Source organism: Pseudomonas sp. FEMGT703P (assembly GCF_002786345.1).
In the GTDB taxonomy this organism is placed as follows: domain Bacteria; phylum Pseudomonadota; class Gammaproteobacteria; order Pseudomonadales; family Pseudomonadaceae; genus Aquipseudomonas; species Aquipseudomonas peli.
In genome coordinates this window covers 153,032-177,354 of sequence record NZ_PGCM01000006.1, presented here as the reverse complement: position 1 = coordinate 177,354, position 24,323 = coordinate 153,032, and the positions used below count along the sequence as shown (strand labels likewise).

Genomic DNA, 24,323 nt, shown 5'->3' with positions numbered 1-24,323 from the left:
TGATAAAACAAAATGAGCACTCATTACATTGCCGGTGCCTGGCACGCAGGCCAGGGTGAAGCCCTGGAATCGCTCAACCCGGTCAGCCAGGAAGCCATCTGGCAAGGTCAGGCGGCCAGCGCCGCACAAGTTAGCGCTGCCGTAGAGGCCGCGCGTGCTGCATTCCCAGCCTGGGCCTCGCGCTCGCTGGATGAACGCATCGCCGTGCTCGAACAGTTTGCCGCCACCCTGAAAAGCCATGCCGACGCCTTGGGCCACTGCATCGGTGAAGAAACCGGCAAGCCGCTATGGGAAACCGCCACCGAAGTCACCAGCATGGTCAACAAGGTTGCCATCTCGATCCAGAGCTACCGCGAGCGCACCGGTGAGAAGAGCGGCCCGCTGGCCGACGCCACCGCCGTGCTGCGGCACAAGCCGCATGGCGTGGTGGCGGTGTTTGGCCCCTACAACTTCCCCGGTCACCTGCCTAACGGCCATATCGTGCCGGCGCTGCTGGCGGGTAACTGCGTGGTGTTCAAGCCCAGTGAGCTAACCCCGAAAGTCGCCGAGCTGACGGTCAAGTGCTGGATCGAAGCCGGTCTGCCGGCAGGTGTGCTCAACCTGGTGCAAGGTGCGCGCGATACCGGTGTGGCGTTGGCTGCGCATGACGGCATCGACGGCCTGTTCTTCACTGGCTCCAGCCGTACCGGCAACCTGCTGCACAACCAGTTCGCCGGTCGCCCGGACAAGATTCTCGCCCTGGAAATGGGCGGCAATAACCCGCTGGTGGTCGATCAGGTCGCTGATCTCAATGCAGCGGTGTACACCATTATTCAGTCAGCCTTTATCTCCGCCGGCCAGCGCTGCACCTGTGCGCGCCGTCTGCTGGTGCCACAAGGCGCCTGGGGCGACAGCCTGCTGGAGCGTCTGGTTGAGGTTGCTGCAAGCATCAAGGTCGGTAGTTTCGACGCCCAGCCTGCGCCCTTTATGGGCTCGGTGATTTCCCTGGCCGCCGCGCAGCACCTGATCAAGGCGCAGCAGCATCTGCTGACCCAGGGTGCCAAGCCGCTGCTGGAGATGACTCAGCCGTTGCAGGGCGCCGCCTTGCTCACCCCAGGCATCATTGATGTGACTGAGGTCGCCAATCGCCCGGACGAAGAGTTCTTCGGCCCGCTGCTGCAGGTGATTCGCTACGCCGATTTCGATGCGGCCATCGCCGAGGCCAACAACACTCAGTACGGCCTGGCGGCAGGCCTGCTGTCCGATTCCAAGGCGCGCTACGAGCAGTTCTGGCTGCAAAGCCGCGCCGGTATCGTCAACTGGAACAAACAGCTGACCGGTGCCGCCAGTACCGCGCCATTCGGCGGTGTGGGCGCCTCTGGTAACCACCGCGCCAGTGCCTATTACGCAGCCGATTATTGCGCCTACCCGGTGGCCTCGCTGGAATCCGACAGCCTGAGCCTGCCTGCCACCCTGACACCCGGAGTAAGCCTGTGAGCAATTCATTCGAAGTAAATTTTGATGGCTTGGTCGGGCCGACTCACAACTATGGCGGCCTGTCCTACGGCAACGTTGCCTCGCAGAGCAACAGCCAGGCCGCGTCCAACCCGAAGGAAGCGGCCAAGCAGGGCCTGGCCAAGATGAAGGCCTTGATGGAAATGGGCTTCAAGCAGGGCGTGCTGGCCCCGCAGGAACGCCCGAATGTCGCCGTGCTGCGCAGCCTGGGTTTTACCGGCACTGACGCACAGGTGATCCAGAAGGCCGCGAAAGACGCTATGCCGCTGCTGGTCGCCAGCTGCTCGGCTTCCAGCATGTGGACGGCCAACGCCTGCACCGTCAGCCCCAGCGCCGACACTGCCGACGGTCGCGTGCATTTCACCGCTGCCAACCTCAATTGCAAATTCCACCGCTCGATCGAACACCCGACCACCAGTCGCGTGCTTGGCGCCATGTTCGCCAATCAGCAGCACTTCGCTCACCACGCGGCTTTGCCGGCAGTCGGTCAGTTCGGTGATGAAGGCGCGGCCAACCACACGCGCTTCTGCAAAGGCTATGGCGATGCCGGCGTGGAGTTCTTCGTATTCGGTCGCAGCGCCTTCGACAGCCGCTTCCCGGCGCCGCAGCGCTACCCGGCGCGGCAAACCCTGGAAGCCTCGCAGGCGGTTGCTCGTCTGCACGGCCTGAGCGATGACGGCGTGGTTTATGCCCAGCAAACGCCTGCAGTGATCGATCAGGGTGTGTTCCACAACGACGTGATCGCCGTGGGCAATGGCGAGGTGCTGTTCTATCACCAGGACGCCTTCCTCGACACCGACAAGGTGCTGGCCGAGCTGAGTGAAAAGCTCTCCCGCCGTGGCGGCAACTTCCAGGCCGTGTGTGTGCCACGTGATGCGGTGACGGTGGAGGATGCGGTCAAGTCCTACCTGTTTAACAGCCAGCTGCTCAACCGCGCCGATGGCGGCATGCTGCTGATCGTGCCGGAAGAGTGCCGCAACAACGGCAATGTCTGGCGCTATCTGGAACAGCTGACCAGCGGTAATGGGCCGATTCGCGAGGTCAAGGTGTTCGACCTTAAGCAGAGCATGCAGAACGGCGGTGGCCCGGCTTGCCTGCGCTTGCGCGTGGCGCTCAAAGAGCACGAGCTGGCAGCGGTCAATCAGGGCGTGATAATGACCCCGACCCTGCATGACAGCCTCAACGTTTGGGTCGACAAGCACTACCGTGATCGCCTGAGCGAAAACGATCTGGCTGACCCACAATTGCTGAACGAATGCCGTGCGGCCTTGGACGAACTGACGCAGATCCTTAAACTGGGCACGGTTTATCCATTCCAATTAGCTTGATTGAGTACTTATTACCATGTCCGACGCCCTGCAACTGATCCTCGAAGACACTGACGGCACCCAGCTGGAAACCTCCTGCACGCGTTTTGCCGTGATCTGGCAGGGCCAGGAAATCTGGTTCCAGCAGGTTGGCAACAACCAGCTGATGATCGGTGTGGACGTGGAGGAGGGCGCTGCCGAGTACGCCAACCTGCTGCTGCGCCCGCTGGCCACCAACCTGGTCAGCCTGGAGCTGGAAATGGAAGCCGCCGGCCTGGACGAAGACGACGATCATGTACACGGCCCTGACTGCAACCACTAAGAGCTATTTGACGCTCTGAGGAAACGCCCATGCTTGCCCTCGGTAAACTGCTTGAACTGACCCTCGCCGGCCACGAGCCGGCAGCGAAGATTCAGCTGACTCCCGAGGGCACGCGTTTACGTTGGCTGGCCGAAGGCGCGTTGGAAATAACGCCGCCGGTGGCCAGCGACAATGGCCTGGACCTGCTGCTGTCTGCCGGCATCCATGGCAACGAAACCGCGCCGATCGAATTGCTTGACCGCCTGCTGCAGGGCATTGCCCGCAGTCAGCTGAAGCCGCGTGCGCGCATTCTCTTTCTGTTCGGTAACCCGGCTGCCATGCGCAGCGGTGAGCGTTATATCGAGCAGGACATCAACCGCCTGTTCAACGGCCGTCACGATCAGCACACTGGTGCAGAAGCGCTACGCGCCTGTGACTTGGAGCATCTGGCCGCTGCCTTTTTCAGCAAGCCGGAGCGCACTCGTCTGCATTACGACCTGCACACCGCCATTCGTGCGTCGAAGATCGAGCAGTTCGCCCTTTATCCATTTCAGGAAGGCCGCCCGCGCAGTCAGCGTGAACTGGCGCGCCTAAGCGCTGCCGGGATTGAGGCGGTGCTGCTGCACAATAAAAGCTCGATCACCTTCAGCGCCTACACCTACACCCAGCTTGGGGCGGAAGCCTTCACTCTGGAGTTGGGCAAAGCGCGGCCGTTTGGGCAGAACGAGCTGGTCAACCTGGATCTCTTCGAACTGCATCTGCAGGCGCTGATCGAAGGCCGCGAGCCCGAAGGCGCCAGCGATGATCTAGGCGAACTCAAGCTGTTTGCCGTAGCGCGTGAAGTGATCAAGCACAGCGACGCCTTCACGCTTCACTTGCCGGCCGATATCGAGAACTTCAGCGAACTGCCAATTGGCTACCTGCTGGCCGAGGATCTGGCTGACACCCGTTGGGTAGTGGATGAGCCGGGTGCACGCATCATCTTCCCGAATCCCAAGGTCAAGAACGGCCTGCGCGCCGGTATCCTGATTATTCCCGCCGAAGACGTCCAACTGGCTTGAGCCAGTTACGATCTGCTGCGCGTCGCCCCTGCTGCGTTAAAAACAGACTCGGAATGCTCATATACAAAAGTACACTCCGCTTCCTCGTCTGTTTTTGCCTTGCATGGCTCTAGCTCGCGAGATCGTATAGCGATTTCTTGGTGCAATCTGTCCTGCGTTTTCTCGCCTGATCTGTACCTTGTTTGCCCAGTGGGTGCGCTTTAGCATCGGCGTTTAGCCCCATCTAAGGACTGCCCGCCATGCCCGTTATCGACCTGCGCAGCGACACCGTCACCCAGCCGACCCGCGGTATGCGCGAGGCCATGCAAGCCGCCGAGCTGGGCGATGACGTGTATGGCGAAGACCCTACAGTCAACCGCCTTGAGCAGTATCTGGCCGCTGAGCTCGGCTTCGAGGCCGCGCTGTTTGTGCCGACTGGCACCATGAGCAACCTGCTCGGGCTGATGGCTCATTGCGCGCGTGGCGACGAATATATCGTCGGTCAGCAGGCGCACACCTATAAATACGAAGGCGGCGGCGCCGCGGTGCTCGGTTCGATCCAGCCGCAGCCGATTGAGGGCGAAACCGATGGCTCGCTCGACCTGGCCAAGGTCGAAGCAGCAATCAAGCAGGATGATTTCCACTTCGCCCGCACCCGCCTGCTTGCGCTGGAAAACACCATGCAGGGCAAGGTACTGCCGCAGGCCTATCTGCAATCGGCACGCGAGCTGACGACGCGACGCGGCTTGGCCCTGCATCTGGACGGCGCGCGGTTGTATAACGCGGCAGTCAAATTAGGTGTGCCGGCGCGGGAGATCACCCAATACTTCGATTCGGTGTCGGTGTGCCTGTCCAAGGGCCTTGGCGCACCGATTGGCTCGGTGTTGTGCGGCTCGGCCGAGCTGATCGGCAGGGCGCGGCGTTTGCGCAAAATGGTCGGTGGCGGTATGCGTCAGGCCGGCATGCTCGCCGCAGCCGGCTTGTATGCCTTGCAAAATCAGGTAGCGCGCCTGGCCGAGGATCACGCCAACGCCGAGCGCTTGGCCGCCGGCCTGCGTGAGCTGGGTTATGCGGTGGAGCCGGTGCAGACCAATATGGTCTACGCCCAGGTGGGCGAACAGGCCGGTGCACTGAAGGCCTTCTGCGCCGAGCGCGGGATCAAACTCACTGCTGCGCCGCGGCTGCGCATGGTCACTCACCTGGATACCTCCACTGCGGATATCGATCAGGTGGTCGCAGCCTTCGCCGAATTTCGCCGAAATTGATTGTCTTGGAGCGATGAATAGTCGCTCTCTATCAATAAAGGCACTAGCCCCCTAGCGCAGGCCCTATATAATGCGGCCCTTTGCCGGCTTTGTCGTGGCCGCTGGTTTTTGGAAGATTCCTATGAAAAGCGCAGAAATCCGTGAAGCCTTCCTCAGCTTCTTCGAACAGAAAGGACACACCCGTGTCGCTTCCAGCTCCCTGATTCCGGGCAATGACCCGACCCTGCTGTTCACCAACGCGGGGATGAACCAGTTCAAGGATTGCTTCCTCGGCCTGGAAAAGCGCGCCTACACTCGCGCCGCCACCAGCCAGAAGTGCGTGCGTGCCGGCGGCAAGCACAACGACCTGGAAAACGTCGGTTACACCGCACGTCACCACACCTTCTTCGAAATGCTCGGCAACTTCAGCTTTGGCGACTATTTCAAGCGCGACGCCATTCACTTCGCCTGGGAGTTCCTCACCGGCGAAAACTGGCTGAACCTGCCCAAGGAAAAGCTCTGGGTCACCGTCTACGCCACGGACGATGAAGCCTATGACATCTGGAACAAGGAAATCGGCGTACCGGCCGAGCGCATGATCCGTATCGGCGACAACAAAGGTGCGCCGTACGCGTCCGACAACTTCTGGACCATGGGCGACACCGGCCCGTGCGGTCCGTGCACTGAGATTTTCTTCGATCACGGCGATCACATCTGGGGCGGTCCACCCGGTTCGCCAGAGGAAGACGGTGATCGCTACATTGAAATCTGGAACAACGTGTTCATGCAGTTCAACCGCACCGCTGACGGCGTATTGCACCCGCTGCCGGCACCGAGCGTGGACACCGGCATGGGCCTGGAGCGCATCAGTGCCGTGCTGCAACACGTCAATTCGAACTACGAGATTGACCTGTTCCAGAGCCTGCTGAACGCGGCGGCCCAGGCCATCGGTTGCGCCAACGAAGCCCAGGCATCGCTGAAAGTGGTGGCTGACCATATCCGCTCGTGCGGCTTCCTGATCGCCGACGGCGTGACACCGTCCAACGAAGGCCGTGGCTACGTCCTACGACGCATCATCCGCCGCGCCTGCCGTCACGGTAACAAGCTGGGCGCCAAGGGCAGCTTCTTCTACCAGATCGTTGCTGCACTGGTGGCCGAGATGGGCGATGCCTTCCCGGAACTGAAGCAGCAGCAGGCGCATATCGAGCGCGTGCTGAAAACCGAAGAAGAGCAGTTCGCCAAGACCCTGGAGCAGGGCTTGAAGATTCTTGAACAAGACTTGGCCGAGCTGAAAGGCACGGTGATTCCGGGTGAAGTGATCTTCAAGTTGTACGACACCTTCGGCTTCCCGATGGACCTCACCGGCGACATCGCCCGTGAGCGCGAACTGACTCTGGATGAAGAAGGTTTCGAGCGCGAAATGCAGGCGCAGCGCGAGCGCGCTCGTTCTGCCAGCGCGTTCGGCATGGACTACAACAGCCTGGTCAAGGTCGACAGTGACACCGCGTTCCTCGGCTACCAGGGCACCAGCGGCAGCGGCAAGATCATTGCGCTGTTCAAGGCCGGTCAAGCGGTCGACAGCCTGGGCGAAGGTGAGGAGGGCGTTGTGGTCCTCGACCAGACGCCGTTTTACGCCGAATCCGGTGGTCAAGTGGGTGACTGCGGCTTCCTTGAAAGCGCTGGCGTGCGTTTCGATGTGCGCGATACCACCAAGGCTGGCGGCGCATTCCTGCACCACGGCGTTGCGGTCAAAGGCGGCTTGAGCGTCGGCACCTCGGTCAAGGCGGAAGTGGACGCCAGCGTGCGTCAGGCCACTGCACTCAACCATTCGGCTACCCACTTGCTGCATGCGGCGCTGCGTCAGGTGCTGGGCGAGCACGTGACCCAGAAGGGTTCTCTGGTCGACAGTCAGCGTCTGCGTTTTGACTTCAGCCACTTTGAGGCGATCACTCCAGCGCAACTGAAAGAGCTGGAAACTATTGTCAACCGCGAAGTGCGCGGCAACAGCGAAGTCGAAACCCTGGAAACCGACATCGAAACCGCCAAGGCCAAGGGTGCCATGGCGCTGTTCGGTGAGAAGTACGGCGATCAGGTTCGCGTGTTGAGCATGGGCGGTGACTTCTCCGTTGAGCTGTGCGGCGGTACTCACGTCAAGCGCACTGGCGATATCGGCTTGTTCAAGATCACCAGCGAAAGCGGTGTGGCGGCTGGCGTGCGTCGAATTGAAGCGGTTACTGGCGTGGCAGCCTTTGCTTACTTGAACGGCGCGGAAGAGCAGTTGAAAGAAGCCGCAGCGCTGGTCAAAGGCAGTCGCGACAACCTGCTGGACAAGCTCGCCGGTGTGCTGGAGCGCAACCGTCAGCTGGAAAAAGAACTGGAGCAGCTCAAGGCTAAGGCCGCCAGCGCTGCCGGTAACGACTTGGCCGGCTCGGCGGTCGACGTCAAAGGCATCAAGGTGCTGTCAGCACGTCTCGACGGTCTGGACGGCAAGGCGCTGCTGGCGATGGTCGACCAATTGAAGAACAAGCTCGGCAGCGCGGTGATCCTGCTCGGCGGCGTGCAGGACGACAAGGTCGTGCTGGTGGCCGGCGTGACTCAGGATCTGACCGCCAAGCTGAAAGCCGGTGAGCTGATGAAGCAGGCAGCTGCTGCTGTTGGCGGTAAAGGCGGCGGTCGTCCGGACATGGCTCAGGGCGGCGGCGTTGATGCAGCGGCTCTCGATGGTGCGCTGGCGTTGGCCGTTACTTTTGCTGAGCAAGGTCTGTAAGTACCGGATTGCTTGAGTCTACAGGGCAAGGCCCGGTATACGCCCGGCGGGCCTTGGCAGGGTATTGAGTTATCTGTTTAATGGGCGCCCTTCACGGGCTGAGGCGGCTTTGAAATGGCTTTGATCGTACAGAAATTTGGCGGCACCTCCGTCGGCACTGTTGAGCGTATTCAGCAGGTGGCCGCGAAGGTGAAGAAATTCCGCGAAAACGGCGATGACATTGTGGTTGTGGTTTCCGCCATGAGCGGTGAAACCAATCGCCTGATCGATCTGGCCAAACAGGTCAGTGATGGTCAGCCGGTACCGCGTGAACTCGACGTGATGGTCTCGACCGGTGAGCAGGTGACGATTGCCCTGCTGGCCATGGCGCTGATCAAGATTGGCGTACCGGCGGTGTCCTATACCGGCAACCAGGTGCGCATCCTGACTGACAGCGCGCACAATAAAGCGCGCATCCTGCAGATCGATGATCAGAAACTGCGTGCCGACCTCAAGGCTGGGCGTGTGGTGGTGGTTGCTGGTTTCCAGGGTGTCGACGAGCACGGCAACATCACCACGCTGGGTCGTGGTGGTTCCGACACCACGGGTGTGGCGCTGGCGGCGGCCTTGAAGGCTGACGAGTGCCAGATCTACACCGACGTTGATGGTGTCTACACCACTGACCCACGTGTGGTGCCACAGGCTCAGCGTCTGGAAAAAATCACCTTTGAAGAGATGCTGGAAATGGCCAGCCTCGGTTCTAAGGTGCTACAGATTCGTTCGGTGGAGTTCGCCGGCAAGTACAACGTCCCGCTGCGCGTGCTGCACAGCTTCCAAGAGGGGCCGGGCACCCTCATTACCCTTGATGAAGAGGAATCCATGGAACAGCCGATCATCTCCGGCATCGCTTTCAACCGCGACGAAGCCAAGCTGACCATCCGTGGCGTACCGGACATCCCGGGCGTGGCGTTCAAAATTCTCGGCCCGATCAGTGCCGCGAACATTGAAGTGGACATGATCGTGCAGAACGTTTCGCACGATAACACCACTGACTTCACCTTCACCGTACACCGCAATGACTACACCGCGGCGTTCGAGGTGCTGGAAAACACCGCTCGCGAACTGGGTGCGCGTGAAGTCATCGGTGACACCAAGATTGCCAAAGTGTCCATTGTCGGTGTTGGCATGCGTTCCCACGCTGGCGTAGCAAGCCGCATGTTCGAGGCGCTGGCCAAGGAAAATATCAATATCCAGATGATCTCCACCTCGGAGATCAAAGTCTCCGTGGTAATCGAAGAGAAATATCTGGAGTTGGCAGTGCGCGCCCTGCACACTGCTTTTGAACTGGATGCCCCGGCCCGACAGGGCGACTGAGGCATTATCCGAAAGGCGCGGTTTATCCCGCGCCTTTCGTCTTTTTGGTTGGCATGAGCAGGAACTTTCTTTCTGCTCACACTGGTCAATACTTGGGTGAAGGCTCTGCTTGAGATGTTCGGGGCTGCCACCATTTTATTTTTGCAGACTGCTGTTGTCCTGAACTGAAATCCGTAAGGAGAAAGGAATGCTGATTCTGACTCGCCGGGTCGGAGAGACCCTGATGGTGGGTGACGAAGTCACTGTCACCGTGTTGGGCGTTAAAGGTAATCAGGTGCGCATTGGCGTTAACGCGCCTAAAGAGGTAGCTGTGCACCGCGAAGAAATTTACCAGCGCATCCAGAAAGAGAAAGGCGAAGAACCAAGCCACTAATTTTTATCGAAATTTTGGCTTTGCAAACGGGGAAAACATGGTTATCATGCGCCCCGTGTTGCGGAGAGGTGGCCGAGTGGCCGAAGGCGCTCCCCTGCTAAGGGAGTACATCTCAAAAGGGTGTCGGGGGTTCGAATCCCCCCTTCTCCGCCATTATTTAGTGCTGTAGGCGTTGATTAAGAAGTCTGCAGTGCAAGCGTGACATGCACTCATAGCTCAGCTGGATAGAGTACTCGGCTACGAACCGAGCGGTCGGAGGTTCGAATCCTCCTGAGTGCACCAACTTGAAATGGCTTGCAGTAATGCAGGCCATTTTGTTTCAGCCAGCGGTGATCTGGTTAAAAAGCGCCATCTGCACTCATAGCTCAGCTGGATAGAGTACTCGGCTACGAACCGAGCGGTCGGAGGTTCGAATCCTCCTGAGTGCACCAAACAAGAAGGGCCTGCAGCGATGCAGGCCCTTTTTTATTGCGCATGCTTTATGGCTGCTGCCCTGCGGGTTGTCGTTGTACGACGTTAAAAGTGACTGTTGGTCATTTTTTACTCACCGACTTGCGCTTGGCCTTACCTTTGACGCAGCCGGCTTCATCGAAGCTGACGTTGCGCTTATTGCCTTTCTTGCCCTGGTAAACGTATCGCGTCTGGCCGTTCTGTTCGCTGACCTTGTCAGGCTTGCCGAGGCTGCTCTCGACGTCGCTGCGGTTCATGCCCAGGCGTATCTGCTGTTTGATGATGGCGGCGCGTCGTTCGCTGCTACTCAGGAGATTGCCGCAGCCGTCCTGCTTCACTCCGATAACTGTCAGCTCATGCTCATCTTTCTTCTTGCTTTCGCGGCTGGCCTTGCGCGGTTTGGCCAAAGGCACTGGTTTACCGCTGCCGGGTGTGGGGTTATAGGCCTGTTGCAGGCTTTGGCTGTGTTCGTTGGGGCAACCCTGGCGGGTGAAGGTGACGTGGCCTTTAGCGTCTTCGCAGCGAAATACGGTTGAGCTGAGTGTGGGCAGCGGGCAAAGCAGAATGGCGCAGAAAGCTGCGCAGTGCAGTCCTTGCATGGTGCGTCCTCCGTGACAGTCCCTGTGCAAGGGTAGTCGATGCCTTTGTCTACGCCAGGCGTGCCTTCACCAAAGCTTGGCGCGTCGCAGTTACAGATGTGCAAGTGTGCTTAAGTTTGTCGTGCAAGCGCTTGTTCTAGGATTGTTTTTGTCACATGCAAAGCGCCTGGGCGGTGTTATCATTTGCCGCGTCAGCCCCGCCGGGGCTTGTGGAAAACCACCATGGACTTACCCAGTAGTTACTCTGAATCTCGATTGTGCAATCACGTGTTGACTGATTGACCCTCTGTGGCGTGCGCTGCCGCTGGGGGTGGAGCGCGCCATGACTGAAGTAGAAGCAAAAAAACCGCAGGATAGCCTGCAGAACCGCCTGGCTCAGGTGGTTGAGCTGTTGCACCGGCACAAACTGGTCGAAGACCTGACCCACCGTCAGGAAGGCCAGCACCACGACCGCGTGGAAAACCTGGTGCATCGGCAGAACCTCGCCGAATTGCAACGTAAGCTCGATGAGCTGCACTCCGCCGACGTTGCCCACATCCTTGAAGCCTTGCCGCTTGATGACCGCCTGACTGTATGGCAACTGGTCAAGGTCGAGCGCGACGGCGACATCCTCCTTGAAGTGTCCGATGCAGTGCGCGAAACACTGCTCGCGGACATGGACGACCACGAAATTCTCGCGGCGGCCAGGGACATGGACGCTGATGAGCTGGCCGACCTGGCCTCCGAGCTGCCGCGCGATGTCGTGCATGAGCTGATGGAAACCCTCGATGCGCAGCAGCGTGAGCGTGTGCGTTCGGCGTTGTCCTACGAGGAAGATCAAGTCGGCGCGCTGATGGACTTCGAGATGGTCACCATCCGCGAGGACGTCAGCCTCGAAGTGGTGTTGCGCTACCTGCGCCGCCTCAAGGAGCTGCCAGGGCACACCGATAAATTGTTTGTGGTCGATTATGACGGCGTGCTCAAGGGCGTGTTGCCGGTCAAGCGCCTGTTGGTCAATGATCCGGAGAAGCTGGTCAGCGAGGTCATGGCCACCGACCCAGTGAGTTTCCACCCGGATGAGGATGGCTACGATGCCGCGCAGGCGTTCGAGCGTTATGACCTGATCTCTACGCCGGTGGTGGACAAGAACGGCAAGCTGATCGGCCGTTTAACCATCGATGAGATGGTCGACCTGATCCGTGAGGAGAGCGAAAGCGAAGTCCTCAATATGGCCGGTCTGCGCGAGGAAGAAGATATATTCGCCTCGGTGTGGAAATCCCTGCGTAACCGTTGGGCCTGGCTGGCGATAAATCTGGTTACTGCTTTTATGGCGTCGCGGGTGATCGGCCTGTTCGAAGATTCCATCGAGAAGCTGGTGGCCCTGGCGGCGCTGATGCCGATTGTTGCGGGCATCGGCGGCAACTCAGGTAACCAGACCATCACTATGATCGTGCGCGCCATGGCGCTGGATCAGGTCAGTACCGGCAATACCTCGCGGCTGATTCGCAAGGAACTGGGTGTGGGCCTCGTTAACGGTATCGTTTGGGGTGGGGTGATTGGCGTGGTGGCCTACCTGCTCTACGACAGCTGGTCGCTGGGCGTGGTGATGACCGCCGCGATGGTGCTCAACCTGCTGCTGGCGGCGCTGATGGGGGTGTTGATCCCTATGACGCTGGTGCGACTGGGGCGTGATCCGGCCTTGGGCGCCAGTGTGATGATCACAGCGGTCACCGATAGCGGTGGTTTCTTTATCTTCCTGGGCTTGGCCAGTCTGTTCCTGCTCTAGGTTGATGACGCTTTCTCTACAGAAAATGTCTCATCAGCCGGGTTCGGGTTTGCTTCAAACGCTCGTTTCACGCTAAGGTCTTTCAGCTTTGCCCGGGATCTGTTCCCGGGCGCTCCTATCTAATAATTAATGCAGCTCTTATGAAGCTACTAATGGAGCCAAGATGACCCCTAGTGAACTCCTGCTCGAGGGTGTCGAGCTCATGCTATTCGGCATGGGCTTCGTATATCTCTTTCTGATTCTATTGGTGCTGATGATCCGCGTGATGTCGTGGGTCATTGAGCGTTTCGCCGAAAAGACGCCCATTCCCGTATCCGTGCCATCGGCAGTCAAGCCGGTCTCTGACGAGCCGAGCCCTGATGTATTAGCCGCTATCCAATCCGCTATTCACCAGCACCGTGCCCGTCGCGGGTGAGTCAGGTTTGACAGGGAGCATCTGTATGACAGCCGTAAAGAAAGCGCTCGGAATTACTGATGTAGTGCTGCGTGACGCCCACCAGTCGATTCTGGCCACCCGTGTGCGCCTGGAAGACATGCTGCCTATCGCGTCCAAGCTGGATCAGGTCGGTTTCTGGTCCGTGGAGTCTTGGGGCGGCGCGACCTTCGATGCGTGCATCCGTTACCTGGGTGAAGACCCGTGGCACCGTATCCGCGAGCTGAAAAAAGCCATGCCCAACACCCGCCAGCAAATGCTGCTGCGCGGGCAGAATCTACTGGGTTATCGCCATTACGCCGATGACGTGGTTGAAAAATTCGTCGAGCGCGCTGCCTTCAATGGTGTCGATGTGTTCCGCGTGTTTGACGCCATGAACGATCCGCGCAACCTGAAGACCGCGCTCAAGGCCGTCAAGCAGCTGGGCAAGCACGCTCAGGGCACCATCTCCTACACGACCAGCCCGGTGCATACCCTGGAAATGTGGGTCGACCTGGCCAAGCAGATCGAAGACATGGGCGCCGATTCGGTTGCGATCAAGGACATGGCCGGCATTCTGACGCCCTATACCGCATTTGAGTTGGTGACGCGTCTTAAAGCGACCCTATCTATCCCCGTGCATATGCAGTGCCATGCCACGGCAGGGCTGTCATCTGTGGCCATTCTCAAGGCCGTGGAAGCTGGCATCGACAATGTCGACACCGCTATTTCCTCGTTGTCGATGACTTATGGCCATTCGCCGACTGAGTCTGTGGTGGCGATGTTCCAGGGCACTGAGCGCGATACCGGGCTCAACCTGGAGCTGCTCGAAGAAATTGCCGCCTACTTCCGTGAAGTGCGGAAGAAATACGCTAAGTTCGAGGGCAACCTTAAGGGTGTCGACTCGCGGATTCTGGTTGCCCAGGTGCCTGGCGGCATGTTGACCAATATGGAAGGCCAGCTGAAAGAGCAGGGCGCCCAGGACAAGTTCGACGAAGTGCTGGCCGAGATCCCGCGCGTGCGTGAAGACCTCGGCTTTATCCCGCTGGTGACTCCGACCTCGCAGATTGTTGGTACCCAGGCGGTGATCAACGTGCTGACCGGTGAGCGTTACAAGTCGATCACCAAGGAAACCGCCGGTATATTGAAGGGGGAATACGGCGCAGCGCCGGCGCCTTTCAATAAAGAACTGCAGGCGCGGGTGCTGGATGGTGCTGAAGCGGTTACCTGCCGTCCGGCTGATCTGCTTGAAGCAGAGATGGACAAGCTAACCGCCGAGCTCAAGGGTATTGCCAAAGAGAAGGGTATCAAGCTCGCTGCCGACGAAATCGATGACGTGCTGACCTACGCCCTGTTTCCGCAGATCGGCCTGAAGTTTCTGGAAAACCGCGGCAACCCAGCGGCCTTCGAGCCGGCACCGACCGGCAAGGAAGCGCCTGCTCGTGAAGCTGGCAAGCCTGAGGTTTACACCGTTGAAGTGGGCGGCAAGTCCTACGTGGTGCAAGTCAACGAAGGCGGCGATATCGAAGGGCTCAAAGCTGTCGGTGGTGCTAATTCCGCTATAGCAGTAGCTGCGCCAGTGGGCGCCGGCGAGCCGCAGAATGCCCCGCTGGCCGGCAACATCTTCAAGGTACTGGTACAGCCAGGTCATGCCGTGGAAGAAGGGCAGCTGGTGATCATCCTCGAAGCCATGAAGATGGAAACCGAAATTCGTGCGTTCAAGGCTGGCACCATCGGCGCGGTCAACGTCAAGGTGGGTGATGCGGTGGCGGTGGGCGACAGCCTGCTGACCATCGGTTAAGGGAGCGCGGTAATGGATAAGCTCCTCAAGCTTTGGCAGAGCACCGGCCTGTACCACGTCGAGCCGGGTCAGCTGTTTATGATGGCGGTGTGCATCCTGCTGATCTATCTGGCGATCAAGAAGGGCTTCGAGCCGCTGCTGCTGTTGCCGATTGGTTTTGGCGGTCTGCTGGCCAACATCCCGGTGGCCAATATGGCCGAGGGTGCGGGTTTCCTGCATATGATCTACGAGGTGGGCTTGCCCACTAGTATCTTCCCGCTGCTGATCTTCCTCGGCGTCGGCGCCATGACCGACTTCGGGCCGATGCTGGCCAACCCCAAGACCTTACTCTTGGGGGCTGCGGCGCAGTTCGGGATTTTCGGCACGCTGATGGGCGCGTTGGCGCTGACAGCGTTGGGTATTCCCGGGCTTGAGTTCACTCTCAAGGAGGCTGCTTCCATCGCCATCATCGGCGGTGCCGACGGCCCGACTTCGATTTTCGTGACCTCCAAGCTGGCTCCGCATCTGCTCGGTCCGATTGCAGTGGCGGCCTATGCCTATATGGCGCTGGTGCCGTTGATTCAGCCGCCGATCATGCGTGCACTGACCACCAAGGAAGAACGCGCCATCGTGATGCAGCAGCTGCGCCCTGTTGGGCAGGCCGAGAAGATCATCTTCCCGATTGTGCTGTGCTTGCTGATCGGGATGCTGCTGCCCGATGCGGCGCCGCTGATCGGTATGTTCGCCCTGGGTAACCTGCTGCGTGAGGCCGGTGTGGTCGAGCGTCTGGCCGACACCTCGCGCAATGCGCTGATCAATATCGTCACTATCTTCCTCGGCCTGACTGTGGGTTCGAAGTTGTCGGCTGATTCCTTCCTGCAGCTGAAAACCCTGGGCATCCTCAGTTTGGGCATGCTGGCGTTCTGCGCCGGTACCGCGGCGGGGGTGTTGATGGCCAAGCTGATGAATGTATTCAGTAGCAACAAGATCAACCCACTGATTGGCTCGGCCGGCGTCTCTGCGGTGCCGATGGCGGCGCGGGTGTCGAACAAGGTGGGGCTGGAAGCCAACCCGCAGAACTTCCTGCTTATGCACGCCATGGGTCCGAACGTGGCTGGGGTAATCGGCTCGGCAGTGGCGGCGGGTGTGCTGCTCAGCTTTGTAGGCTGACTGTCACGCGCAATAAAAAACCGCCTAAGGGCGGTTTTTTATTGCCTGCCATCCCTGGCGGCCACCTTGCAGGCCGTTGCGGAGCAACGTTAAAAATGGCTCCCGGCCATTTTTTATTGGCAGCAAAAAAACCGGCCTGGGCCGGTTTTTCTTTGTGCAGCGCAATCAGTCTTCTTCGGCAGCCATCTCGGCGTCGTGAGCAATCAATGCCACCAGGGCATTCTGCTGACGGCGTGACAGCTGGCGGAAGCGTTGCAACAACTCACGTTCGTGCAAGGACAGATCTGGGCTGTCCAAGCGCATGTTGAGGTCATCACCCAGAGCGCTTTCCTGGAGCATGCTTTGCTCAAGGCGAGCAATGATCTCCGAGTTCATGCTGCGGTGATGGTTACGTGCGACATCCGCAATGCGTTCGCGCATGCCATCGGGCAGACGAACTACGAATTTGTCAGCGGTACGGCTGGAATAGAGTGCTGGTTTCATAGGGCGCGTACATTAAACCGGTTAGTTTAGGAAAGCGATACTGGCAATGGGCTATAGGATTGTCACCGGTTTGACCGCCTATAGCACTAACCGTTCAGCCAGAAAGCCGCTTAGATCAAGTATGACTCTGTAGTCGTTTGGTCGGTAAATTGACGCCAATTGCGTGTCGCATTTTGCGGTGAGTAAAGGCGTTATGCCAGCACCAGTCATCAGAAATGCGCCGTGCTGTGCAAAAAGCAAGGAAATTCACCCTCGCGTAGAAAAAACTTCAAGCAATGGTCACGTAAGTGTCACGGCCCATTAATCGGCCTGACACAGGATTTGCCTACCTTGGTCTACACCAGAAGGCGGCTGCTAGCCGCGGTGTAACCGCTAATAAAAGGAGGCATTCCATGAGCGCAGTGATCCGGGTTGAGAGCCTGAACAAAACGTTCGGCCGCAAGCAGGCGCTGTTTGATCTGGCGCTGTCCGTAGAACCCGGTGAAATGGTGGCGCTGATCGGAGCCTCGGGTTCCGGCAAGTCGACCTTGCTGCGTCATGTTGCCGGCCTGGCCTGCTGCGATCGCAGCGGCGGTGGCAGCATTCAAGTACTGGGCCGTGAAGTGCAGGCCGCAGGCCGCCTGAATGGCGAAGTGCGCCGTCTGCGTGCCGATATCGGTTACATCTTCCAGCAGTTCAACCTGGTCGGTCGTCTCAGCGTGCTGCAGAACGTGCTGCTTGGTTGCCTGGGGCGCATGCCGCGTTGGCGCGGCACCCTCGGCCTGTTCAATGCCGAAGAAAAACAGCGTGCACTGCAGGCGCTGGCTCGCGTGGGGCTGGCGGATCTGGCGCAGCAGCGCGCTTCAACCTTGTCCGGTGGTCAACAGCAGCGTGTGGCAATTGCCCGTGCCCTTTGCCAGCGCGCCAAGGTGATTCTGGCTGACGAGCCGATTGCCTCGCTCGACCCCGAATCAGCGCGCAAGGTCATGCAGATTCTTGCCGACATCAACCGTGAAGACGGCACCACCGTGGTGGTCACCCTGCATCAGGTCGATTACGCCATGCGCTATTGCCAGCGCGCCGTGGCGTTGAAAGCGGGGCGGATTCATTACGACGGCGCCGCCGCTGAGCTGCATGCCAACTTCCTTAACGATCTTTACGGGGCCGAGCTGTTAGACGAGCCGCAAACCGCTGAGAAACCGCGCCGTGCGCGCAAACCGAAAGTCCCGCTGGCTCTGGCCAAAGCCTGAGCCGCTCCCCTGTTATGCCAACCCCTGTATGTCCATCTGCACTAGGAGTGCTTTGCATGTTCAAACGTATCAGTCGCGTTCTCGCCGCGTCCACGCTGCTGGCCGGTTCGGTTCTGGGCGCCGCCCAGGCCGCTGAGCAGGAAATCAATTTCGGCATCATCTCCACCGAGTCCTCGCAGAACCTGAAAAGCATGTGGGACCCCTTCCTGGCAGACATGAGCCAGCAGACCGGCCTGAAGATCAAAGCCTTCTTCGCCCCTGACTACGCTGGGATCATCCAAGGCATGCGTTTCGACAAAGTCGACATGGCCTGGTACGGCAATAAGGCTGCGATGGAAGCAGTGGACCGTGCCAATGGGCAGATCTTCGCCCAAACCGTAGCTGCCAACGGCACTCAGGGCTATTACAGCCTGATGGTGGCGCACAAGGACAGCCCGATCAATTCGATCGAAGACATGCTGAAAAATGCCAAGACCCTGACCTTCGCCAACGGCGACCCGAATTCCACCTCGGGTTATCTGGTACCAGGCTACTACGTGTTCGCGCAGAACAATGCTGACGCCAACAAGATCTTCAAACGCGCGCTCAACGGCAGCCATGAAGTCAACGCCCTGTCGGTGGCCAACAAGCAGGTCGATGTCGGCACCTTCAACAGCGAAGGCATGGAGCGTTTGCAAGTGACTGCGCCGGACAAGGCCGCTCAGTTGAAAGTGATCTGGACCTCGCCGCTTATCCCGTCTGACCCGATGGTCTGGCGCAAGAACCTGGACGACGCCACCAAGAACAAGCTGCGTGACTTCTTTATGACCTATGGCGACGAGCCGGCCGAGCAGAAAGTCCTGGCTGGTCTGCAGTGGGCCAAGTTCAAGGCGTCCGATGACGATCAGCTGCTGCCGATCCGCCAGCTGGAACTGTTCAAGAAACGCACCGAAGTGGCCAACAGCGACAAGCTCAACGCTGATGACAAGCAGGCTCAGCTCAAGGAGCTGGATGCCGAGTTGGCCAAGCTGGAAAAGCGCATGGCTGAAATCGCCAAGCAAAGCCCTGCCAGCGCTGGTTAATCGCAGTGCTCGACCCGCCGCCCACGGCGGGTCGTTTTCTTCTGCCGCTTGATTCGAGATGTTGTTATGACCACTTTGACCACCGCACCTACGCCCGACCTGATTGCCAAGCGTTCCTGGCTGCAGCTGATCGGCTGGGGGCTGTTCTTCGTTGTGTTGGCCTGGTCCTGGCAGGGCGCGGAAATGAATCCGCTGGCGCTGATCCGTGACTCCAGCAACATGGCGACCTTTGCCGCGGACTTCTTTCCGCCCGATTTCAGCGACTGGGAGCTGTACCTCAAGGAAATGATCGTCACCGTGCAGATCGCCCTGTGGGGCACGGTGCTGGCGATTGTTCTGGCTATTCCGCTGGGCATTCTCTGCTCGGAAAACATTGTGCCGTGGTGGGTTTACCAGCCGATCCGCCGGGTGATGGATGCCTGCCGTTCGATCAATGAAATGGTCTTCGCCATGCTCTTCGTGGTGGCGGTTGGCCTGGGTCCATTCGCCGGTGTACTGGCACTGTTTATCGGCACCACCGGGGTGCTCGCCAAACTCTTCGCCGAGGCGGTCGAGGCCATCGATCCCGGCCCGGTTGAAGGTGTGCGCGCCACCGGCGCCAGCGCGCTGCAGGAAGTCATCTACGGGGTGATTCCGCAGGTTCTGCCGCTGTGGATTTCCTACTCGCTGTACCGCTTCGAATCCAACGTGCGTTCGGCCACCGTGGTCGGCATGGTCGGTGCCGGCGGCATCGGGGTGATTCTCTGGGAAGCGATTCGCGGCTTCCAGTTCGCCCAGACCTGCGCCCTGCTGATCGTGATCATCCTGGTGGTCAGCCTGCTGGACATCATTTCGCAGCGCCTGCGTAAACAATTTATCTGACGGAGAACGGGCATCTGCGGATGCCCTTTATTAGCCATGCACTTGTCTAGACAACCTGAGCCGCTGTACCGCGAACTGGCTGCCGTGCTGCGTGATGAGCTGCAGCGCATGAGCCCTGGCGATTATTTGCCGGCCGAGGTGCAGTTGGCCGCGCGTTTTGCCGTCAACCGCCACACCCTGCGCCGCGCGGTGGATGAGCTGGTGCTCGAAGGCCGCCTGCTGCGCCAGCAGGGCAAGGGCACGCGGGTGTTGGCCAAGCCGCTGATTTATCCGATGCAGGCTGGCAGTGCCTACAGCGCTTCGCTTTCGGCACTTGGTCACAAGGTCGAGGCGCATCTGCTGGAAAGCCGTCTGCGTCCTGCCGGTTGCGAGGAGCGTGAGTACCTGCAACTGCCCAGTGGTGCGCAACTGCTGGAGCTGAGCACCCTGCGCCTGATTGAAGGCCAGCCGGTCAGCCTGATTCGGCATGCCTTCAGTACCGAACATAGCGATCTGCTGGCCGACTACCAGGGTGGTTCGCTGCGCCAGTACCTCAGCCAGCGCGGACTGCCGCTGACGCGCACCTTCAGTCTGATCGGCGCACGCCTGCCCAGCCGTGACGAGGCTGCGCGCCTGCTGATGCCCCGCCACGCGCCGCTGCTGAGCGTACAAACCCTTTCCCGCGATCTGGCCGGCCGGCCGGTGGAGCTGTCGTTATCGACCAGCCGCGCCGACCGTTTCCAGTACCAGCTCGCCCTTTGATGGAGGCTCGTTGATGAACCGCGCACGACCGCAAAGCAACCTGCTGCACAGCGATCCGCAGATCGCCATTCGCCAGCGCTGGATGGGTGTACTCGCCCGCGCCGGTGGCCAACTGGCGACCTATGAGTCGGCGTTGAAGGAAGCCGACTACCGCCTGATCCGCGCCCCGGAAATTGGCATGACCCTGGTACGCGGGCGCATGGGCGGCACCGGCAGCCCGTTCAACCTCGGCGAGATGAGCGTGACCCGCTGCGTGGTGCGCCTGGCTGATGGTCGCACCGGTTACAGCTACGTGGCCGGGCGCGACAAGCAGCATGCCGAACTGGCGGCTCTGGCAGACGCGCATTTGCAGGGCAGTGAACAGCCGCACTGGCTAAGCCGACTGATCGAACCCCTGGCAGCTGCACAGCATGCCCAACAGGCGGCCAAGGCTGCCGAAACCGCCACCACTCAGGTGGAATTTTTTACCCTGGTCAGAGGAGAAGACTGATGAACGCGGCGAATAGCTCGCAATGGCTGCAACCGGCCTTCAATGACCCGGTGCTGGATGCGCAGACCAGCTTTCGCAGCGCCCTCAAGGCGCTGGCTGAGCCAGGCCTGATACAACCGCTTAACCGCGCCCTGGCCCTGGAAAACCTGCAACCGGCTACTTATGCCCTGTGCCTGGCGTTTCTCGATGGCGACACGCCGCTGTGGCTGGCGCCGTGTTTCGACACCCCGGCGATCCGCGCCAACCTGGCCTTTCACTGCGGCTGCCCGATTGTTGCCGAACGCGAACTGGCGCTGTTTGCCCTGCTCGATGAAAGCGAGCTGACGGACCTGTCGGATTTCGACAATGGCAGCGAGCGCTACCCGGACCAGTCCTGCACCCTGCTGATCCAGCTCGACGCCCTCAGCAATGGTGACGCGCTGCGCTGGCGTGGGCCGGGCATCAAGGACGTACGTTGCGTCGAGTTGCCGCTGCCGGCGGTGTTCTGGCAGCAGCGTCAGGCGCGCAGTGCGTTTCCCCGTGGCCTGGATGCTTTCTTCGCCGCTGGTGAGCAGGTCATCGGCCTGCCGCGCAGCACCCGTGTGCTGCTCAATGCCGAGGAGGCTGCCTGATGTACGTCGCGGTTAAAGGTGGCGAACGCGCCATCGACAATGCCCATTTACTGCTGGCGAAAAAGCGCCGTGGTGATACTTCCATACCTGAACTCAGTGTCGAGCAGGTGCGCGAGCAGATGCCGCTGGCCGTCGCCCGGGTGATGAGCGAAGGCTCGTTGTATGACCCGCAGTTGGCGGCGCTGGCGATCAAGCAGGCGGCCGGTGACCTGATGGAAGCGATCTTCCTGCTACGCGCCTACCGCACCACGTTGCCGCGCTTCGGTGCCAGCGCCGCGCTGGACACCACGCAGATGCAGCTGAGCCGGCGCATCTCGGCCACCTTCAAGGACCTGCCCGGCGGCCAACTGCTCGGCCCGACCTTCGACTACAGCCACCGCCTGCTGGATTTTGCCCTGCTGGCCGAGGGCGAACAGCCTGGGCCGCAAGTTGATCCGCAGGCTGAACTGTCGCCGTGCCCACGGGTGCTGGATTTTCTCGCCGACGAAGGCTTGATGGCCCGCGAGGCCGATGATGGCGCAGCGGTGGCGGATATCACCCGTGAGCCGCTGGATTTTCCCGCCAGTCGCGCCCAGCGCTTGCAGGCACTGGCCCGAGGCGATGAAGGCTTCTTATTGGCGCTGGGTTATTCCACCCAGCGCGGTTACGGCCGCAATCACCCCTTTGCCGGGGAGATTCGCATCGGCGAGGTCGAAGTTTGGCTGGAGCCGGAAGAACTCGGCTTTGCCGTGCCGCTGGGCGATATCGAAGTCACCGAGTGCGAGATGGTCAACCAGTTCGTTGGTGAGAGTGCCGAGCAGGCGCAGTTCACTCGTGGCTACGGTCTGGCCTTCGGCTATGCCGAGCGCAAGGCCATGGGCATGGCCCTGGTTGACCGTTCGCTGCGTGCGGGCGAGTACAACGAAGAGGTCGAAGGTCCGGCGCAACAGGAAGAGTTCGTGCTGATGCACTGCGACAACGTTGAGGCCGCCGGCTTCGTCTCGCACCTGAAATTGCCGCACTACGTCGACTTCCAATCCGAGCTGGAACTGATCCGCAAACTGCGCAAGCAGACGTGCGAGCAGCCGGCTGCCGAGGAGCAACGCGCATGAATGCCCAGGCCCAAACGCAGTATGCAACTGAGGTTGGCTATAACTTTGCCTACCTCGATGAGCAAACCAAACGCATGATCCGCCGTGGTCTGCTCAAGGCCGTTGCGGTTCCCGGTTATCAGGTGCCCTTCGGTGGCCGTGAGATGCCGCTGCCCTATGGCTGGGGCACTGGTGGCATGCAACTGACCGCCGCGATTCTCGGCGCTGACGATGTGCTCAAAGTGATCGACCAGGGCGCGGATGACACCACCAACGCAGTGTCGATCCGCCGCTTTTTTGCCCGCACTGCCGGCGTCAAAACCACCACCCGCACCCCCGAGGCGACAGTGATTCAGACCCGTCACCGGATTCCGGAAACTGCGCTGAGTGGCGATCAGATCATGGTCTATCAGGTGCCGATCCCTGAGCCGCTGCGCTTTATCGAACCCTCGGAAACCGAGACCCGCACCATGCACGCGCTGGAAGACTACGGCGTGATGCACGTGAAGCTGTACGAGGACATTGCCACCTTCGGCCATATCGCCACCAGCTACGCCTACCCGGTGACGGTCGATGAGCGCTACGTGATGGACCCCTCGCCGATCCCCAAATTCGACAACCCCAAGCTGCACATGAGTCCGGCGCTGATGCTGTTCGGTGCTGGCCGCGAGAAGCGCCTATATGCAGTGCCGCCGTTCACCCGCGTGGTGAGTCTGGACTTCGAAGATCACCCATTCGAGATCCAGCGTTGGGACGAATGCTGCGCCTTCTGTGGCAGCCAGGACTCCTACCTCGACGAGCTGATCGTCGACGACGCCGGGACCAAGCGCTTCGTCTGCTCTGACACCGATTACTGCATGCAACGCCGTGACCTTGAAGAGGAGGGCGAGCAATGAGTGCTGCCGAGAAAATGCACCTGCACACCGACACGGCGCAGCCGCTGTTTAGCGTGCGTGACCTGACCCGCCTGTATGGCCTGGAGAAGGGCTGCCAGGGCGTGTCGTTCGACCTGTATCCGGGCGAAGTGCTCGGTATCGTCGGCGAGTCCGGCTCGGGCAAGTCGACCCTGCTCAGCCTGCTCTCCGGGCGCTGCCCGCCGGATCGCGGCACGGTCAGTTATCGCGACACAACCGGCAACTGGGTTGATCTGTACAGCGCCAGCGAAGCACAGCGGCGCACGCTGCTGCGCACCGAGTGGGGCTTTGTTGAACAGAACCCGCGTGACGGCCTGCGCATGGGCGTGTCTGCCGGGGCCAATATCGGCGAGCGGCTGATGGCTCAGGGCGTGCGCCATTACGGCGAGTTGCGCGCGGCCGGTATCGACTGGCTGAAACAGGTGGAGATCGACCCACTGCGTATCGACGACCTGCCGCGCACCTTCTCTGGCGGCATGCAGCAGCGCTTGCAGATCGCCCGCAATCTGGTGTCCAGCCCACGTCTGATCTTTATGGACGAGCCCACTGGCGGCCTCGACGTGTCGGTGCAGGCTCGTCTGCTCGACCTGTTGCGCGGCCTGGTGCGCGAGCTGGACCTGGCGGTGGTGATCGTCACCCACGACCTGGCGGTGGCGCGCTTGCTGGCGGATCGGCTGATGGTGATGCGCCGCTCCCATGTGGTCGAGGCCGGGCTCACTGATCAGATTCTCGATGACCCGCAGCATCCCTATTCGCAGTTGCTGGTGTCATCTGTCCTACAGCCCTGACGTGTGTGTAGCCCGGATTG

Annotated in this window: 23 protein-coding genes and 3 tRNA genes; 24 read left to right on the top strand and 2 right to left on the bottom strand. The window is 60.2% G+C overall.

The window, feature by feature from the left end:
• Positions 1-12 precede the first annotated feature (12 nt).
• The 11 genes from astD to CUR33_RS10885 all read left to right on the top strand — a co-directional run bounded on the left by astD (position 13) and on the right by CUR33_RS10885 (position 10,310).
• Entirely contained in the window at positions 13-1,476 is a 1,464-nt protein-coding gene (gene astD, locus CUR33_RS10935; RefSeq protein ID WP_289239633.1) for a succinylglutamate-semialdehyde dehydrogenase, read from the top strand.
• Positions 1,473-2,822 carry an N-succinylarginine dihydrolase gene (astB, locus tag CUR33_RS10930; RefSeq protein WP_289239632.1) on the top strand — a complete coding sequence of 450 codons (1,350 nt, stop codon included), beginning with the start codon at positions 1,473-1,475 and terminating at the stop codon, positions 2,820-2,822. The genes astD and astB overlap by 4 nt, the downstream gene beginning before the upstream one ends.
• Before the next feature lie 16 nt (positions 2,823-2,838).
• A complete protein-coding gene (locus tag CUR33_RS10925) occupies positions 2,839-3,123 on the top strand; it encodes a topoisomerase II (protein WP_282876459.1) in 285 nt (94 codons plus the stop codon).
• Positions 3,124-3,152: 29 nt separating this feature from the next.
• The gene (gene astE, locus CUR33_RS10920; protein WP_289239631.1) at positions 3,153-4,163 is read left to right on the top strand and encodes a succinylglutamate desuccinylase; all 1,011 of its coding nucleotides are present in this window, start codon (positions 3,153-3,155) and stop codon (positions 4,161-4,163) included.
• Between the two features lie 239 nt (positions 4,164-4,402).
• Positions 4,403-5,407, top strand: a complete 1,005-nt coding sequence (gene ltaE / locus CUR33_RS10915; protein WP_289239630.1) for a low-specificity L-threonine aldolase — start codon at positions 4,403-4,405, stop codon at positions 5,405-5,407.
• A 121-nt stretch (positions 5,408-5,528) separates the two neighbouring features.
• Entirely contained in the window at positions 5,529-8,153 is a 2,625-nt protein-coding gene (gene alaS, locus CUR33_RS10910) for an alanine--tRNA ligase (protein ID WP_289239629.1), read from the top strand.
• Positions 8,154-8,267: 114 nt separating this feature from the next.
• Complete coding sequence (locus tag CUR33_RS10905; RefSeq protein WP_090251806.1) at positions 8,268-9,506, top strand: aspartate kinase; 1,239 nt, start codon at positions 8,268-8,270, stop codon at positions 9,504-9,506.
• Between the two features lie 187 nt (positions 9,507-9,693).
• Entirely contained in the window at positions 9,694-9,879 is a 186-nt protein-coding gene (gene csrA, locus CUR33_RS10900; RefSeq protein WP_025165378.1) for a carbon storage regulator CsrA, read from the top strand.
• Between the two features lie 62 nt (positions 9,880-9,941).
• Positions 9,942-10,032, top strand: a tRNA-Ser gene (locus CUR33_RS10895).
• Between the two features lie 52 nt (positions 10,033-10,084).
• Positions 10,085-10,161: transfer RNA gene (locus tag CUR33_RS10890), tRNA-Arg, on the top strand.
• Between the two features lie 72 nt (positions 10,162-10,233).
• Positions 10,234-10,310 (top strand) — tRNA-Arg (locus CUR33_RS10885).
• A 102-nt stretch (positions 10,311-10,412) separates the two neighbouring features.
• Here the strand turns inward: CUR33_RS10885 and CUR33_RS10880 are convergent.
• The gene (locus CUR33_RS10880; RefSeq protein WP_289239628.1) at positions 10,413-10,928 is read right to left on the bottom strand and encodes a DUF4124 domain-containing protein; all 516 of its coding nucleotides are present in this window, start codon (positions 10,926-10,928) and stop codon (positions 10,413-10,415) included.
• 322 nt (positions 10,929-11,250) lie between these two features.
• Here CUR33_RS10880 and mgtE point away from each other — a divergent pair, with 322 nt between their 5' ends.
• The 4 genes from mgtE (at position 11,251) to CUR33_RS10860 (ending at position 16,055) form a co-directional block, all read left to right on the top strand.
• Positions 11,251-12,693, top strand: a complete 1,443-nt coding sequence (mgtE, locus tag CUR33_RS10875; protein ID WP_090251812.1) for a magnesium transporter — start codon at positions 11,251-11,253, stop codon at positions 12,691-12,693.
• Between the two features lie 163 nt (positions 12,694-12,856).
• On the top strand, positions 12,857-13,108 hold the full coding sequence (locus CUR33_RS10870) for an OadG family protein (RefSeq protein WP_289239627.1): 252 nt from the start codon (positions 12,857-12,859) through the stop codon (positions 13,106-13,108).
• Between the two features lie 25 nt (positions 13,109-13,133).
• Positions 13,134-14,906, top strand: a complete 1,773-nt coding sequence (gene oadA / locus CUR33_RS10865) for a sodium-extruding oxaloacetate decarboxylase subunit alpha (RefSeq protein ID WP_289239626.1) — start codon at positions 13,134-13,136, stop codon at positions 14,904-14,906.
• Positions 14,907-14,918: 12 nt separating this feature from the next.
• Complete coding sequence (locus CUR33_RS10860) at positions 14,919-16,055, top strand: sodium ion-translocating decarboxylase subunit beta (protein WP_090251820.1); 1,137 nt, start codon at positions 14,919-14,921, stop codon at positions 16,053-16,055.
• Positions 16,056-16,220: 165 nt separating this feature from the next.
• On the opposite strand, the gene CUR33_RS10855 is transcribed toward CUR33_RS10860, so the two are convergent.
• Positions 16,221-16,538, bottom strand: coding sequence for an Arc family DNA-binding protein (locus tag CUR33_RS10855; protein WP_160088101.1), 318 nt, complete (start codon positions 16,536-16,538; stop codon positions 16,221-16,223).
• Positions 16,539-16,930: 392 nt separating this feature from the next.
• Between CUR33_RS10855 and phnC the strand changes: the two genes are divergently transcribed.
• The 9 genes from phnC to phnK all read left to right on the top strand — a co-directional run bounded on the left by phnC (position 16,931) and on the right by phnK (position 24,303).
• Entirely contained in the window at positions 16,931-17,767 is an 837-nt protein-coding gene (gene phnC, locus CUR33_RS10850) for a phosphonate ABC transporter ATP-binding protein (protein ID WP_160088099.1), read from the top strand.
• A gap of 56 nt (positions 17,768-17,823) precedes the next feature.
• On the top strand, positions 17,824-18,828 hold the full coding sequence (phnD, locus tag CUR33_RS10845; RefSeq protein ID WP_090251828.1) for a phosphonate ABC transporter substrate-binding protein: 1,005 nt from the start codon (positions 17,824-17,826) through the stop codon (positions 18,826-18,828).
• Positions 18,829-18,894: 66 nt separating this feature from the next.
• Positions 18,895-19,689, top strand: a complete 795-nt coding sequence (gene phnE, locus CUR33_RS10840; protein WP_090251830.1) for a phosphonate ABC transporter, permease protein PhnE — start codon at positions 18,895-18,897, stop codon at positions 19,687-19,689.
• A gap of 36 nt (positions 19,690-19,725) precedes the next feature.
• Positions 19,726-20,430, top strand: a complete 705-nt coding sequence (gene phnF, locus CUR33_RS10835; RefSeq protein ID WP_289239625.1) for a phosphonate metabolism transcriptional regulator PhnF — start codon at positions 19,726-19,728, stop codon at positions 20,428-20,430.
• 13 nt (positions 20,431-20,443) lie between these two features.
• Complete coding sequence (gene phnG / locus CUR33_RS10830) at positions 20,444-20,920, top strand: phosphonate C-P lyase system protein PhnG (protein ID WP_090251837.1); 477 nt, start codon at positions 20,444-20,446, stop codon at positions 20,918-20,920.
• Positions 20,920-21,531, top strand: a complete 612-nt coding sequence (gene phnH, locus CUR33_RS10825; RefSeq protein WP_289239624.1) for a phosphonate C-P lyase system protein PhnH — start codon at positions 20,920-20,922, stop codon at positions 21,529-21,531. The genes phnG and phnH overlap by 1 nt, the downstream gene beginning before the upstream one ends.
• Positions 21,531-22,622: a carbon-phosphorus lyase complex subunit PhnI gene (locus tag CUR33_RS10820; RefSeq protein WP_289239623.1), complete on the top strand. Its 1,092-nt coding sequence runs from the start codon at positions 21,531-21,533 to the stop codon at positions 22,620-22,622. Before phnH ends, CUR33_RS10820 begins: the two co-directional genes overlap by 1 nt.
• Positions 22,619-23,497, top strand: a complete 879-nt coding sequence (locus CUR33_RS10815) for an alpha-D-ribose 1-methylphosphonate 5-phosphate C-P-lyase PhnJ (RefSeq protein WP_282876451.1) — start codon at positions 22,619-22,621, stop codon at positions 23,495-23,497. Before CUR33_RS10820 ends, CUR33_RS10815 begins: the two co-directional genes overlap by 4 nt.
• Positions 23,494-24,303 (top strand): phosphonate C-P lyase system protein PhnK, encoded by an 810-nt coding sequence (gene phnK, locus CUR33_RS10810; protein ID WP_289239622.1) that lies wholly within the window; start codon positions 23,494-23,496, stop codon positions 24,301-24,303. Before CUR33_RS10815 ends, phnK begins: the two co-directional genes overlap by 4 nt.
• Positions 24,304-24,323 lie beyond the last annotated feature (20 nt).